General features: G+C 66.4%; 14 protein-coding genes. All 14 read right to left on the reverse strand.

Annotation, left to right across the window (positions count from 1 at the left end):
• Positions 1-103 precede the first annotated feature (103 nt).
• Positions 104-943 carry a 1,4-dihydroxy-2-naphthoyl-CoA synthase gene (gene menB, locus Q5064_RS02325; protein ID WP_016310002.1) on the reverse strand — a complete coding sequence of 280 codons (840 nt, stop codon included), beginning with the start codon at positions 941-943 and terminating at the stop codon, positions 104-106.
• A gap of 168 nt (positions 944-1,111) precedes the next feature.
• Positions 1,112-2,185 (reverse strand): type IV pilus twitching motility protein PilT, encoded by a 1,074-nt coding sequence (locus Q5064_RS02330; RefSeq protein WP_302961946.1) that lies wholly within the window; start codon positions 2,183-2,185, stop codon positions 1,112-1,114.
• A 20-nt stretch (positions 2,186-2,205) separates the two neighbouring features.
• Positions 2,206-2,844: a hypothetical protein gene (locus Q5064_RS02335; protein ID WP_302961948.1), complete on the reverse strand. Its 639-nt coding sequence runs from the start codon at positions 2,842-2,844 to the stop codon at positions 2,206-2,208.
• Positions 2,837-3,556, reverse strand: coding sequence for a hypothetical protein (locus Q5064_RS02340; RefSeq protein WP_302961949.1), 720 nt, complete (start codon positions 3,554-3,556; stop codon positions 2,837-2,839). The genes Q5064_RS02335 and Q5064_RS02340 overlap by 8 nt, the downstream gene beginning before the upstream one ends.
• Positions 3,556-4,119 (reverse strand): DUF4860 domain-containing protein, encoded by a 564-nt coding sequence (locus tag Q5064_RS02345; protein ID WP_302961950.1) that lies wholly within the window; start codon positions 4,117-4,119, stop codon positions 3,556-3,558. The genes Q5064_RS02340 and Q5064_RS02345 overlap by 1 nt, the downstream gene beginning before the upstream one ends.
• Positions 4,116-4,415 (reverse strand): hypothetical protein, encoded by a 300-nt coding sequence (locus tag Q5064_RS02350; RefSeq protein ID WP_302961952.1) that lies wholly within the window; start codon positions 4,413-4,415, stop codon positions 4,116-4,118. Before Q5064_RS02350 ends, Q5064_RS02345 begins: the two co-directional genes overlap by 4 nt.
• A gap of 28 nt (positions 4,416-4,443) precedes the next feature.
• Positions 4,444-5,496: a type II secretion system F family protein gene (locus Q5064_RS02355; protein WP_302961954.1), complete on the reverse strand. Its 1,053-nt coding sequence runs from the start codon at positions 5,494-5,496 to the stop codon at positions 4,444-4,446.
• A gap of 16 nt (positions 5,497-5,512) precedes the next feature.
• On the reverse strand, positions 5,513-6,508 hold the full coding sequence (locus Q5064_RS02360; RefSeq protein WP_302961956.1) for a transglutaminase family protein: 996 nt from the start codon (positions 6,506-6,508) through the stop codon (positions 5,513-5,515).
• 7 nt (positions 6,509-6,515) lie between these two features.
• The gene (locus Q5064_RS02365; RefSeq protein ID WP_302961958.1) at positions 6,516-9,509 is read right to left on the reverse strand and encodes a response regulator; all 2,994 of its coding nucleotides are present in this window, start codon (positions 9,507-9,509) and stop codon (positions 6,516-6,518) included.
• A 104-nt stretch (positions 9,510-9,613) separates the two neighbouring features.
• Positions 9,614-9,976, reverse strand: coding sequence for an Hpt domain-containing protein (locus Q5064_RS02370; RefSeq protein WP_302961959.1), 363 nt, complete (start codon positions 9,974-9,976; stop codon positions 9,614-9,616).
• 12 nt (positions 9,977-9,988) lie between these two features.
• Positions 9,989-12,118, reverse strand: coding sequence for a diguanylate cyclase (locus tag Q5064_RS02375; protein WP_302961960.1), 2,130 nt, complete (start codon positions 12,116-12,118; stop codon positions 9,989-9,991).
• Between the two features lie 60 nt (positions 12,119-12,178).
• Positions 12,179-13,414 (reverse strand): phenylacetate--CoA ligase family protein, encoded by a 1,236-nt coding sequence (locus Q5064_RS02380; protein WP_302961962.1) that lies wholly within the window; start codon positions 13,412-13,414, stop codon positions 12,179-12,181.
• Positions 13,415-13,662: 248 nt separating this feature from the next.
• On the reverse strand, positions 13,663-14,328 hold the full coding sequence (locus Q5064_RS02385) for a Dabb family protein (RefSeq protein ID WP_302961963.1): 666 nt from the start codon (positions 14,326-14,328) through the stop codon (positions 13,663-13,665).
• Entirely contained in the window at positions 14,321-14,869 is a 549-nt protein-coding gene (locus tag Q5064_RS02390; protein WP_302961964.1) for a hypothetical protein, read from the reverse strand. Before Q5064_RS02390 ends, Q5064_RS02385 begins: the two co-directional genes overlap by 8 nt.
• Positions 14,870-14,937 lie beyond the last annotated feature (68 nt).

Below are 14,937 nucleotides of genomic sequence, written 5' to 3' on the forward strand. Positions count from 1 at the left end.
AGGTTCCTTCAGAAACGAACTGGCGGAAAACGGCGGGGACGGACCGGCAACCCGCTAACGACGCGGGGCCGGGCGGCCGGGCGGCAGGCGGCCGGAGCAGATCCTACGGGAACTTCGGGAACTGGGTGAAGTCGGGGGCGCGCTTCTCCTTGAAGGCGTCGCGGCCCTCCTTGGCCTCGTCGGTGGTGTAGTACAGAAGCGTGGCATCGCCGGCCAGCTGCTGAATGCCCGCGAGCCCGTCGGTGGCGGCGTTGAACGAGGCCTTCATGAAGCGCAGGGCTGTGGGGCTGAACTGCATCATCTCGGCGGCCCAGTCCATGCACTCCCGCTCCAAATCGTCGAAGGGCACGACCTTGTTCACAAGCCCCATCTCCAGCGCCTCGGCGGCGGTGTACTGGCGGCAGAGGTACCAGATCTCGCGGGCCTTCTTCTGGCCCACGATGGCGGCCAGGTACCCCGCGCCGTAGCCGGCGTCGAAGGAGCCCACCTTCGGACCGGTCTGGCCGAACTTCGCCGTGTCGGCCGCGATGGTGAGGTCGCACAGAATGGAGAGCACGTGCCCCCCGCCGATGGCGTAGCCGTTCACCATGGCGATGACGGGCTTGGGCACCACGCGGATGAGCCGCTGCAGGTCGAGCACGTTCAGGCGCGGGATGGAGTCCTCGCCCACGTATCCGCCGTTGCCGCGGATCTTCTGGTCGCCGCCGGAGCAGAACGCCTCGTCCTCGTGGGCGCCCCCATGGTTCACGCCGGTGAGCAGGATAACGCCCACGCTCGCATCGTCGCGGGCCTCGGAGAAGGCGTCGTACATCTCCATGACCGTCAGCGGCGTGAAGGCGTTGCGCCGCTCGGGCCGGTTGATGGAGATCTTCGCCACGCCGTCGCACAGCTCGTAGCGAATCTCGCGGTACTCCTTGCCGACCTTCCAATCGTAGGTGCTCACATTCCCGTCCTTCCCTTGGAGCGCCCGAAAAGAGGCGCGTTTCTCTAACCTGCCATAATAACGCAGAAAGTGCGCCCGCACAGGCAAAACCCGAGGTGATTTTGAGAAAGGGCGCCCGCGAGGGCGCCCTGGGGTCGCAGAGACGATGTTCCGGCCGAGCGTGAGGCGCTACATGCCCTCAGACTCGAAGCGCTTCTTCAGGGCCTCCTGGTGGATGGCGTGCTGCAGGGCCACTTCCTTGGACACCGTGCCCTCGCGCACGAGGCGGTGCAGGCTCTGATCCATGGTGCGCATGCCGGCCCCGGCCGAGCTGGCGATGACCGAGTCGATCTGGTGGGTCTTCTCCTCGCGGATGAGATTGCGGATAGCCGGCGTGGCCGTCATGATCTCGAACACGGGCACAATGCCGCCGTCCACCGTGGGCACGAGCTGCTGGGACACCACAGCCTGCAGCACCATGGACAGCTGCATGCGAATCTGGCGCTGCTGGTTGGCCGGGAACGCGTCGATGATGCGGTCGATGGTGCTCGCCGCACCCGTGGTGTGCAGGGTGGAGAACAGAAGCTGCGCCATCTCGGCGGCGGTCATGGCGGTGCCGATGGTCTCGGAGTCGCGCATCTCGCCGAGCAGGATCACATCGGGGCTCTCGCGCATGGCACTGCGCAGCGCTTCGGCGTAGGTGGCCACGTCCGAGGGGATCTCGCGCTGGGTGACGATGCAACCCTCGTGGCGGTGCACGTACTCGATGGGGTCCTCCATAGTGATGATGTGCCCGCAGCGCGCCTTGTTCAGCTTGTCGATGATGCAGGCGAGCGTGGTGGACTTGCCGGCGCCGGCCGGGCCCGTCACCAGCACGAGGCCCTTCTGGAAGTCGGCGCAGGCCATGACGTCGTCGGGAATGTGGTAGTCGGCGGGGTTGGGCAGCGTGAAGGGGATGACGCGGATGACCGCGCCCAGGCTGCCGCGCTGGCGGAACACGTTCACGCGGAAGCGGCCCATGCCGGCCACGGCGAAGGAGAAGTCGTCATCGTGGTTGTGGCCGTCGACGAACACGGCCATGCTCCGGCCCGACAGGTCGTAGATGGCCTCGACGAGCGCCTTGGTGTCCGCGGGCATGAGCGGGGCCATGTCCATGCGCACCTGGCGGCCGTCGGCGGTGTAGGTGAGCGGAAGACCGGCCACGATGAACACGTCCGAGGCCTTCTTGTCGATCATTTCCTGCAGCAGTGTCTTCAGTTCCATGGGCTTGCTTTCTCCTCACTTTAGCCGAGCCACAGGTTCGCGCCTGTGCCGTCGTCGGTCCATTGGGTCGTCGTCTTCCATTGCTCTATGCGATAGGTGGCGTCGTCGTTCACGCGCAGCACGGCCTCCAGCGTGCGGCCGCTCTCCAGCGAGAACGTGACGCTGATGAGCGTACCGTCGAAGGTGCCCGAGGCGGTGACGGGGTCAGCGGCGGGACATTCGATGACCGCGACGGTCGCCTCATCCCCGACCGTCCCCGAGAGCGACTCGTCGGCAATGGCCTCGCCGGCGGGCGTCTCGTCGGCAATGGCCTCCCCCGCCTCGGCGGCAGAGGCGACCTCGGCGCCCTCTGAGGCCGAAGGCGTCGACGGAGCGTCGGCCGCAGGAGCCGTCTCGGTCACGCCGTAGGCCGCGAGCACCGCGGAGAGGGCCGCGGCGTCGCCCTGGGCGAGCGCCGTGTCCACATCGGCCACGAAGGTCTGGGCCATGGTTTCCAGCTGGTAGGTCTCCGTCGTCGTCGCGGCCTGGCGCTCGGTGATGGACAGCTCGGCGCGGGCCGTCGTGACCGAGAGCGTGGCCAGCACGGCCAGGCACAAGATGATGATGAGAGTGAACAAGCTGATGGGGCCGATGCGCACCGAGCCGTGGGGCTTAGCCATGGGACACCTCCCCTTCCGCCTGCGAGGGGCTATCGGTCGCGGCGACGCCGGGTGCCGTGGCCGCCGTCGCGCCGTCGGCCGCCGCGCGCGCATCCGAAGCCGGCACGTAGCGGGCCGTTTCCAGGGTGTACACCGGCTCGTCGTCCCAGTGCTGGAAGCACACGCCGTCCGACCCGCCGGCCACGATGCCCTCGTCGAGCATCTGGCTCGGATCGGTAAGCACGCGCACCTTCAGCACCTCGATGGTCAGGTAGTGCAGCGAGCCGCCCGCCGTGGTCTCGGTGGAGAACCGGCAGTCGGCCAGAAGCGCGCTCTCGCCGCTGACGATCTCGCCCACCGGCTCCGAGAGCCACCGGTCGGCCATGGCGTCGGCGCCGTAGGCCTCCTCCAGGGCCACCGGGTCGGCGGCGAACTCCTCGGCGACGTTCGAGGCCAGGGCCATGGCGCCCATGAGGTCGGCGCTCTGCTCGCCGGCGGCATCGGCCGTGGCGTTCAGGTTCATGAGCACCGCGAGCGAGCCGGCCAGGAACACGAGCAGCAGCAGCGCCTCCACGATGAAGGCAGCGCCGGGCCACACGCGGCGCTCCACGCGGTGGCGCCCCACATACTCGTGGTAGCGCTCCATGCGCGCATCGCCCGCGTTCACGCCGCGCGCATGGGCCGCCACGGAGTAGTCGGCCATGGAGCGGCGACGGGTGCTTCCTCCGGCCATTATCGATCACCTCCCGCGCTGCGCAGGGCCACCGACACGCTGCCCGCATCGGTGGTGATGGTCAGAAGGCCGCCCTCGTAGGCGAAGTCGAACACATCGGAGGCCACGATGGCCGTGGCCTTCTCCGGGTCGTAGGGGGCATCGGCCAAGGCGTACTCTTCCATAATGGTGCCGTCGTAGCAGTACAGGCGCGTCTCGTACACGCCGCTGGGCAGCGTCTCGCGCAGCACGAGCGCCGGGCCCGAGAACAGGCTGCGCGCCTCACCTGCGGCATCGGCGGCCGCGGCCAGGCCGTCGGCGCCCTCGGCCACCTCCACCTGCACGGCGTCCTCGGTGACCCACGCGCGGGCCACGGCGTCTATCTGGTCGTTGGCGCGCACGTCGTTGGCCAGAAGCGTCAGCGACAATCGCTGCTCGTCGGCAGCCGCGCCCTCCTGGTGCAGCGCGCGGTACACCCCCGTGCCCACGAGGATGGCCATGAGCAGCGTGACCACGAACAGCGCGAACAGGATTCCCGTGAACACGCGGCCGAAATCGCGCTCGCGGCGGCGAGGGTTGCTCATCGCGGCCTCACCTCCACCGAGGGGGGCACGTTCGAGGCGAAGGCCTCGTAGGTGACCACGTAGTCGCTGCGGTTCACGATGAGCCCGTAATGCTCTTCCAAGTACTCGAGCGTAGAGGGATAGGCCCCCTCCACGGCGGCGCACTGCATGGCCGCGTCCAGCACGGCATGGCGCACCGACAAGGCGCCTTGGGCCTCGGTCTGGTCGCTCGCCGTATCCCAGGTGAACCACAGCACCACGGCCAGCACGCAGGCCGCGATGGCACCCGCCACCCGCCAGGCGCGCCTCCGCTTCATCTGGGCTGTCTTACCGTGAATCATGATGCTATCCGATCGATCCCATGATGCCGATGAGCGGCATCATGACCGAGATGAGCGTGGCGCCCACGGCGATGGTCAAGAAGGCGGCCAGGGCGGGCTCGATGTTGTCGATGGCCCCGTCGATCTGCAGGATGGCGTCGTCGAAGAAGTTGGCCGACAGGCGGTCGAGGGCCGCGTCGAGGGAGCCGGAGCGCGTGCCGATGGTGAGCATGCGCGCGTGAATCTGCTCGAACACCTCGGCCTCGCTGATGGCCTGGGCGAGCGAGCGCGGCGCGGCGGCGTCTATCATGAGCGCGTAGGCGCTCGCGGCCTTCTTCTTCAGGCCGGCGTGCTCCACCACTTCCATGGCCTCCTTCATGGCCGTATCGGTGTTCACGCCCGAGGCGGTGTAGGCGGCCAGGGCCGAGGCGAAGCGCGACACGGCCAGCTGCTCCATGGCGCCGCGCGTGGCGGGGAACTTCTCGAACAGGCGCATCACCGCCATGCGGCCGGCCTCCGACCGGCAGGCGATGACGCCGCCGAGGGCCACCACCGTGCACACGAGCGTGACCCCGAGGGCCACCCAGCCGATGGCCACCGACAGCCCCACCGCGCCCGACGAGCCGTTGGTCAGCGAGCCGGCGATGGACACGTACACGTCCTCGAACACGGGCAGGATGATGATGACCGTGAAGGCCAGGATGATGGACATGATGCACAGAAGCGCCGCCGGGTAGCCCACCGACGAGCGGATCTTCGCGAACAGGCGGTCCTCCTCGTCGTAGTACACGCCGAGCGCGCGGAGCACTTCCTCGGTGCGGCCGGCGTTCTCGCCTACCCGCACCATGTCCACCGCGTATCGGGGGAAGGCGCCCGAGGCCTGCATGGCGTCGGCGAGGGCATCGCCCGCGTTCAGGCTGCGGTACACCGCGGTGCAGGTGGCCTGCAGCCCCGCGTCTCCGATATCCTCCGAGAGCATCCCCACCGCCTCGTCGGTCTGGATGCCCGCCGCCAGCATCATGGCGACGCTCTCGCAGAAAAGGCTGATGCCTGCGCTGTCGAGTTTCGGTTTGGCCATATCCTCTCGCCTCTCCCTAGTACGTGTATCGGTCGGTGTAACTGGTGCCGTCGCCGATGGTGGACGCCGCCCCGCTCGCGGCGAAGGTCAGGTCCACCCGGGTCCAACTGTTCGGTTCTATGCTGATCTCCACGCTCACCCATTCCCCATCAATATATACCATGTTCCACGCATGGTACACGTCATCGGGAGAAACGTAGCCGGTGATGACCTGGCAGGGTATGCCGAGCGAGCGCAGCATGGCGGCGCCCAGCGAAGCGTAGTCGAAGCAGATGCCCGTGCCCGCGGCCAGCGTGGCGTCGGGGTCGGGAACGTATCCGGTCACCGAGGCGAGCTCGGCGGCCTTATCGTGGTCGTAGGAGATGTTGGCCACCACCCACTGGTAGATGTTGCGCACCACATCGCCCTGGTTGGCGGCGCCCTGGGCCAGCTCGCGGGCCTTGGCCACCACCGAGGAGGACTCGTCGTAGTCCACGAACATGTTGGGCACGAGGAAGGGCGCCTGCTCGCTGGCAAGGACCACATCCGCCGTCGTGGCGAACAGCTCGACGTAGTTGTTGCCCGAGGTGTTCTGCATGACGCGGAAGGTGTAGGAGCCATCGCCCATGTTCACCGGCACCACAATGGGGGTGCCGTCGCCGGGCAGATCGTAGTTGTAGCTCATCTCGCCCTTGCTCACCTGGAACTTCAGGCGGCTGTCGCTTTGGGCCGATGCGCCCACATAGCCCTCGGAGGCGGCGGAGGTGTCGATGGCGCACCCGTTGCCCTCCTCGGCGAAATCGGGATGGAAGGCCGAGAGGGCCACCGAGCCGGGGGGCGTGAAGGCCGGGCCCGACGTGGAGCCGGCATCGACCTCCGAGGCGCCTTGCGCATCCGGCGATGCGGCCGCCGCGCCGCCGCCCGAGGGGGCGTCTCCCCCCGAGCCGCCGCAACCGACGAGCGCGAGCGCGCCGACGAGCAGCGCCGCAGCGGCGAGACGGAGGGGGGCGGTATGTCGGCGGGAGCGTGTCATCGGGGGCCTACAGCCACTCCTTCAGCGTCTTCACCAAAAGCTCGATCTCCATGGGCTTGGACATATGGGCGTTCATGCCCACCGCGCGGGCGTGGGCCACGTCGTCGGCGAAGGCGTCGGCGGTGAGGGCCACCACCGGGATGGTGCCCAGATCGGGGCGCGGATCGATGGCCTCACCATCGGGGCCTTTCCCCTCGGCGGCCGCACGGATGGCGCTCGCGGCCTCATACCCGTTCATCACCGGCATCTGGATGTCCATGAACACGAGCTCATAGTGGCCCGGCTCCGCGTTCAGCAGCATGTCCACGGCCACGCGCCCGTTCTCGGCGTGGTCCACCTCAAGCCCGGTCATGCCCATGATGTCGAGCGCGATGGCCGCGGCGATGGAGTTGTCCTCGGTGAGCAGGATGCGGTGCCCGCTGAAGTCGCTCTGCTGGAGCACCTCGTACTCGCTGGCCGGCTCGGGCTCGTTGCTGGCGATGAGGCCCTTCATCACGTGCACGAGGCGGCTGCGGAACAGCGGCTTGGAGATGAAGGCGTCCACGCCCACCGAGCGCGCCTCCTGCTCCACGGCCGTCCAGTCGTAGGCCGACAGGATGATGATGGGCATGTCGTCGGAGACGATCTCGCGAATCTCGCGGGCCGCCTCGATGCCGCTTTTGCCGGGCATCTTCCAATCGAGGATGATGGCCACGTAGCTGCGGCCGTTCTTCTCGGAGTCGCGCACGGCGGCCACGGCGTCGTCGCCCGACATCACGTAGTCGGGCTCCATGCCGATGGAGCGCAGCACCTCGCAGGCGCTCTCGCAGGCCTCCGGCTCGTCGTCGGCCACCAGCACGTGCAGGCCCTCTAACGGCGTCAGGTCGTGCTCGTCGCCTTCGCGCAGCTTCATGTACACCGTCACCGTGAAGGTGGTGCCCTCGCCGAGCTTGCTCTTCACGTCGATGGTGCCGTTCATGAGGTTCACCACGCTGCGCACGATGGACATGCCGAGCCCGGTGCCCTCCACCTTGGTCACGCGGGAGTCGTTGGCGCGGGTGAACGGCTCGAACACCGTCTTCACGAAGTCCTCCGACATGCCGCAGCCGGTGTCGGAGAAGGTGAACTCGTAGCAGCCCGAGCCCTTCACGCGGCTCGGCAGCTCCTTGATGCGCAGGCTCACCGTGCCGCCCTCGGGCGTGAACTTCACCGAGTTGCCCATGATGTTCACGAACACCTGCTGCAGGCGCATCGGGTCGCCCACCACGTGCTCGTGCTGAATGTCGGCGATCTCCACCTTCAGGTTCAGCTTCTTGTCGTTGATCTGGGGCGTCATGATGGAAAGGAGGCTCTCCACCGTCTCGGGCAGGTCGAAGTCCTCCTCCGACAGGCCCAAGTTCCCGCTCTCGATCTTCGCCATGTCGAGCACCTCGTTGATGAGGCCGAGCAGATGCCGGCTCGAGGTGGTGATCTTCGTGAGGCAGTCCTTCACGCGCTCCGGGTCGTCCACGTACATGGAGGCGATGGCCGTCAGCCCCATGATGGAGTTCATGGGCGTGCGGATGTCGTGGCTCATGGAGTTCAAGAAGTCGGTCTTGGCGCGGCTCGCCCGCTCGGCCTCGTTGAAGGCGTCCTGCAAGGCGTTGTGCTGGGCGATCTCGCGCTCCTTCACGTCGGTCACGTCCTGCACCGACAGAAGCACGCTCGTCACCACGCCGTTGGCGTCGCGCTGCAGCGGGATCATGGAGGCCTGGTTCCACTTCACCTCGTCGGTCTCCTGGTCGCGCAGGCGGTACTCCAGGTGCAGGTAGGGCACCTCGGGCGTCAGGTGCTCGCGGATGAACTTAGGCATGAGCTCCGCCTTCATGCGCTCGCGCTCGTCGTCGTCGCAGAAGCGCGTCTCCCAGTAGTAGCGGAACATGTGGTACTCGCCGTTGCGGGGCAGATCGTCCTTGATGCCCTCGTCCTTCAGGTACTCGTAGGTGTTCTTCTCCAGATCGATCACGGCGAAGCGCTGGAAGAGCGCCAGCGACGAGTTCACGATGCTCGTCACGTGCTCGCTCTCGCTGATGAGCTTCGAGCGCTGGCGCATGGTCTGCACGAGCAAGAAGCCCGCCACCAGGGCCAACGCGCCGCCCACGAGGCCCACCAGCACCAGGCCGGCCAGGCTGGCGCGCGCCTGCATGGCGTCGGTGATGGAGGCGGGGAAGGTGCGCATGATCATCCAGTCGTAGTTGGCCACCTGCATCACATAGGCCGTGCCCGAACCAGAGTCGCCCCGGTAGGTGAAGGTGACCGAGGTGCCGTTGCGGAAGGCCTCTTCCAGCTCGGTGCGCGAGATGTTGCCCGAGCCCTCCTCTTCCAGGTACAGGTCGGCGGCGTTGCGCACGTTGCTGCTGTAGGTGGTGGAGGAATGGGCCACCACCGCGCCGTCGCGCTCGACGAGGTAGGTGTTGGTCTGCTCGTCGAAGATGTAGGTGCGCAAAAACTCCTCCATAGAGCCCTCGCGGTAGGCACCGGTGATGACGCCGACCACCTCGCCCTGGAAGTACAGGGGGGTGTAGAAGATCACGGACAGATCGTCGTAGAACAGCGAGTGATCGGTGGCGCACACGCCCGACTCGCCCTCCATGCCGCGCAGGTAGTACTCGCGGTCGGCGGCGTCGTCTTCCTTCCCCGTGTTGTCGAAGGTGGTGCCGTCGGCCAGGGAGATGGTGGTGTAGTCGAACTTCGTGTAGTCGGCCAGCTGCTTGATGCTGTCGGCATCGATCTCGTCAACGCTCGCAAGGGTGCTCTCGTACATGGAGGCCAGCAGCTTCACCTCGGTCTGGGAGTCGGCCATCCACTCGCTGATGCGGCGGGACGACTGCTCGGTGGAGCCTTGGAGGTACTTGGCGTTCTGCTCGGAGATACGCTCGTTGTTCATAGTGATGAACAGGAAGAACGCGATGATCACCAAGGCCAGGGCGACCAGGGATATGAGAATGCGTCCGCGTCTCGTCTTGTTATCTGTTTCCATCATGCGTTCGTTCCTTTGTCGAAGTCATCGTGCGGCTTCAGGTCATCGGGTCGTCGGGCTCGGGCATCGCCGCGCGGGTGCGCCCGCCTGCCCGCCTCTCGCGTCGCCTAGATGATGGCGATGGAGTCGACCACCAGGGTGTAGGCGTCGCGCACGGCGGGCAGAAGCTCGGGCACCGCCGCCAGGTTCGCCGGCGCGCCGGCATCGTCCAGGCGCAGGGCGTCGGACAGGGCGCAGGCGGCCTCGAACAGGGGGGTGAAACCCAAGTCGCGGCTCACGCCCTTCAGCGTGTGGGCGCCGCGGTAGGCCTCGGAGAAGTCGCCCGCCTCGAGGGCGGTCTCCAGCGTCTGCATGGAGGTGTCCTGCAAAAAGATCTTCGCGAACTTCTCGATGCGCTCATCGGTCATCAGGCGGCCGCGCACCGTTTCCAGGTCGCCCCCCATGGCGGCATAGGCAATTTCCAGTGACATAGTCTCGCTCCTTTATCGGTCGGCGGGGGCCTCGTCGTCCCCCTCTTCGTCGGCATCGATGCCCGAGAGGGCCGTGCAGGCATCCTCCGACAGCAAGCCGCGCTCCTCTTCGGTCAGATCGTCGTAGAACACATACCCGCTGCGGCCGCCGCGCTTCTTCTGGTACAGCGCCACGTCGGCCCGGCGGAACAGCTCGTCGTAGTCGCGCACGCCATCATCGGTGGTGGCCACGCCCATGGACACCGACAGCGGGAAGCCCTCGAACTCGCCCTCGAGCGAGCCGTGGATGCGCTCGATGAGCGGGCGCGGGTCCACGGGGCATTCCATGCACACGAGGAACTCGTCACCGCCCACGCGGGCCACCACGTCGTGGCCGCGCACGCTGTCCTGCAGGCGCCCGGCGAAGTGCTGGAGCACCTTGTCGCCGAACTGATGGCCCCAGGTGTCGTTGGCCTGCTTGAAGAAGTCCAGGTCGCACAGCAGAAGCACATGCTGGTCGGTATCGCGATCGCACTCATCGCCATCGCCCAGACGCTCGGTGATGACCTTGCGGGCGAACGCGCCGTTCACCACCTCGGTCAGCGGGTCGTGGTAGGCCTTGAACTGCAGGTCGCGCAGCTCGGCCTGGCGGTCGTCGATGTCGATGAACTTGCCGATGGAGCCCAGGTAGGCCGGCTCGGCGTCCTCCGACCACAGGGCGCGCACGAGCGCATGCAGCCAGCGGGTCTCGCCATCCACAGTCACTTCCATTTCCATATCGATGACCGGATCCTCCGGCGTGGTGGCGCGCAGCAGGCGGTTGAGCTTCTCCAGGTTCTCGCGGCCGAACACGCTGCAGAACGCCTCGTCGTTGTACGGATCCATGACGATCTCGGGCAGACCGAGCTTGCGGTCGCCCCAGTCGGACAGCACGATCATGGGCGGCTCTTCGGTGAACTCGAACTGCACCTCGTTGCTCATGGAGGCGAAGAAGTGGTACTTCATGCGCTCGTAGTCCAGAAGCTCCAGGGTGCGGCTGGAGGCGGTGGCCGAGCCCTCGTCCACGTCGGCCCCGAGCGGGCGCAGGACGTCGGCGGAAATCTCGCGGCCCGTCACCCCGCGGTTCAGGCGATTCTCCAAGTCGTCGGCCACGGCGGTGAGGCACTCCAAGATGAGCGGGTTGAAGGCGCCGCACTCCCCCTCGCGGATCATGCGCAGGGCCTCTTCGTGGCTGAAGGGCGGCTTGTACACGCGCGGGCTCGTGAGGGCGTCGTACACGTCGGCCAAAGCAACCACCTGGGCGGATATGGGAATCTCCTCGCCGACCAGGCCGTCGGGGTAGCCCCGCCCGTCCCAGCGCTCGTGGTGCCAGCGGCAGATGTCGCGGGCCACGCGCACGAGCTTCTCGTCCTTGTACAGCTCCAGATCGTCCAGCATGTCGCTGCCCACCGCCGAGTGGGTCTTCATGATAGCGAACTCTTCGTCGGTGAAGCGGCCCGGCTTGTTGAGGATCTCCTCAGGGATGGCGATCTTGCCGATGTCGTGCAGGCTTGAGGCCATGGTGATGAGCGAGATGTCCTCGGCCGTCAGCGGGTACTGGTCGGTCATGGACATAAGCTGGGTGAGGATCATCTCGGTCATGGCCTGCACGTTCAGCACGTGCATGCCGCTCTCGCCGTTGCGGAACTCCACGATGTGCGACAGGATGTACACCATGAGGTTGTTCGACTTCTCGCGCTCGTAGATCTGATCGGCCACCATGCCCATGAGCGTGCGCTGCTTCTGGTACAGCATGAGGGTGTTCACCACGCGGCGGCGCACGATGTTCACATCGTAGGGGCGATTGATGAAGTCGGTCACGCCCAGCTCGTAGGCGCGTTCCACGTAGGCCGCGTCCGACTCGGCGGACACCATGATGACGGGGATGTCCTTGATCCAGCCGTTCTTGTTCATCACCTCGAGCACATCGAAGCCGTCCATCTGCGGCATGACGTAGTCGAGCAGCACGAGCGAGATGCCCGTGCCCTCCTTCTGCAGCGTCGCCACCGCCTGCTTGCCGTCCTCGGCCTCCAGAATGCGGTAGGCGTCGCCGATCATGTCGGCCAGAAGCGCCCGATTCAGCATCGAGTCATCGACGATGAGGATCGTCTGCTTCTCATTCAAGCTCGTAATGATGGCTCTCTCCTTCCATCGCGGGCTTTCCCCTGGAACTCCCCCGTGTCGTTAGTAGCGGCTGTCGAAGATGCGCTTGGTCTTCTTCTCGGAACGCGGCAGTTCGCCGAGCGGCACGCCCTTGGCCTCGGGCGTGCAGCCGAGCTTCGCCTTGAAGATGAGCGCGAGCTCCTCCTCGCAGCGGGCAAGCGCCTCGCCCTCGAGCGGCGTCTCGAACAGCACGGTGAGCACGTCGTGGCCGTCCACCGCCTCGATCATCACCTGGTACTCGGAGCTGGTGCCGTCAGTGGCCTTGATGACCTCCTCCACCTGAGCGGGGAACATGTTGCAGCCCTTCACCTTGAACATGTCGTCGGTGCGGCCCGTCAGCGTGGCAATGCGCGGATGGCGGCAGCCGCACGAGCAGGTGCCCGGGATGATGCGGGTGAGGTCGTGGGTGCGGTAGCGGATGAGCGGGGCGCCCTGCTTGCGCAGCGTGGTGAGCACCAGCTCGCCCTCCTCGCCGTCGGGCAGCACCTCGCCGGTTTCCGGGTCCACGATCTCGATGTAGACGAAGTCGTCCCAGATGTGCATGCCGTCGTGCGCATCGCAGGAGATGCCGATGCCCGGGCCGTACACCTCGGTGAGGCCGTAGATGTCGTAGATCTCGATGCCCAGCTCGTCCTGGATGCGGTTGCGCATCTTCTCGCCCCAGCGCTCGGACCCGATAACGCCCTTCTTCAGGTGAATTGCATCGCGCAGGCCGCGCTTGGTGATTTCCTCGGCCAGCAGCAGCGCGTAGGAGCTGGTGGCGCAGATGACCGTGGACTTCAGATCCTGCATCATCTTCAGCTGCTTTTCCGTGTTGCCCGGCCCCATGGGAATGGCCATGGCGCCCAGGCGCTCGGCGCCCAGCTGGAAGCCGATGCCGGCCGTCCACAGGCCGTAGCCCGGGGTGATCTGGATGCGGTCGAGGGGCGTGATGCCCGCCATCTCGTAGCAGCGCGCGAACTGGGTGGCCCAGTCGATGACGTCCTGCTGGGTGTAGGGGATGATGACCGGCGTGCCCGTGGTGCCCGAGCTGGAATGGATGCGCACCACTTCCTCGTCGGGCACGGCCTGCAGCCCGAGCGGGTACACCGCGCGCAGGTCGTCCTTCTCGGAGAAGGGCAGACGCTCGAAGTCGGCCTGGGTGCGCACGTCGGCCACGTCGATGCCTTCGAACTTCTTCGCGTAGAACGGCGAGCGTTCCTTGATGGTGGCCAGCTCGTGGGTAATGAGCGCCAACTGCTCTTCGGTCATCTCCATGGGTGCGCGTCTCTCCTTAGGGCACAGTTTTTCGAGTGTGCTCCATTCTAACAAATTCGTAACAAGTCGCGCGCGTGATTCGCAACATTCCCGCAAGGGAAAAACGCAAGGTCGCAAGCGGAAAGCTGACCTTGACGGTTGGGGTTAAAGCAAAGCGACCCTCCCTGCCGGAAGGGTCGCCGGAAAAGGAGCCTGTGCGCGCCGACGGGGAGGGGACGTCGGCACGGCAGGCTTTCCGCAAAAACGCCTTAGGCGAAGTTCGCGAGGAACGGGGTCTCCTGGGCCAGGTAGGGTGTGCACAGGTTGGTGTTCACCACCCACTCGCCGCAGGCCGGCTCGAAGAACTTGTCGATGTAGAGGAAGTGGAACGGCGTGGACATGTACTTGCCGAGGAAGGTCATGGGATCGTCGAAGTCGCACTCGTAGGCGTAGGCCCACTCGTCGGTACCGGAGCTTTCCACCACGGGAGCGAACTTGCAGTTGCGCAGGCCGGGCACATGGGCAGTCATGTCGTTCATAACCGATTCCATCTTCTCCACCATGGCCGGGTCGGCCCCGTCGCGCAGGCTGAAGAACAGCACGCGGTGGCAGGCGGACTCCTCCGTCTCCTGCAGGGTGAGCGTGCCCTCGCCGTAGGCGATGAACTCGCAGTTGGCGACCTTCCCGCCATCGTGCATGAGAGCGTCGAGCGCCTCCCAGGAGGCCTGCCCCTTCGCCTGCTCGTAGGCGGCCTGGTCGGCGAAGCCCACCTCGCAGACGAAGTCGCCGCCGGGCATCGGCGGTTCGAGCACCTTGTCGGCCAGGTAGACCGAGCTCACAGCCTCGGCGGCTTGGCGGGCTTCGGCGACGAACTGGTCCTTCGCGGCATCATCGACGCCCTCGGCGAAGGTGACGGCAAATAGCGCGCTAAACATTGTTGAGCACCTCCATGTAGCTCTCGGGCGCCGAGTAGACGCGGTCGTTGGACACCAGGCGGTCGCGGATGTCGGTCCACCACTGCACGTAGTCGGGGTTGTAACGCGTACCCGACGAGTAGGCCCATGCCTCCTGCACGATGTCGGCCATGGTCCACTCGATCTCGATGACGTTGGAATCGGTGTCGAGCCACATCGCCGGCGCCACGGTGGCGCGCTTGAACTTCCAGCCAGCGCCCTCGATGAGGGGCTTCATAGTGGCCATAAAGTCGTCGTAGACGGCCTTCCCCTCGCCGGGCTTGGTCACCAGCCGGTCGACGATGTAGATGACGTTCTCGTCCCCCGTCTCGGCCAGGTCGGCCGTCGGCGCGGGCTCGGGGTCGGCCGCCGGCTCCTCGGCGGGTTCCTCCGGCCCCTCTTGGGCGGCAGGCACATCGGCGGTCGCCGCGCAGCCGGCCAGCAGCCCCAGCGACGCAATGCCCGCGCAGGCCCCGGCCGCCATGAACGACCGGCGCGAGAGCGTGAGCTCACTTTGTCTCATGTCTTTCCCCTTTCTTGACAAAGAAACCTCCAACGGATAGGCTCGGCCTTGAGCATCTCCTCACGCAA

It is taken from the genome of uncultured Adlercreutzia sp. (assembly GCF_958431955.1).
Taxonomy (GTDB): Bacteria; Actinomycetota; Coriobacteriia; order Coriobacteriales; family Eggerthellaceae; genus Adlercreutzia.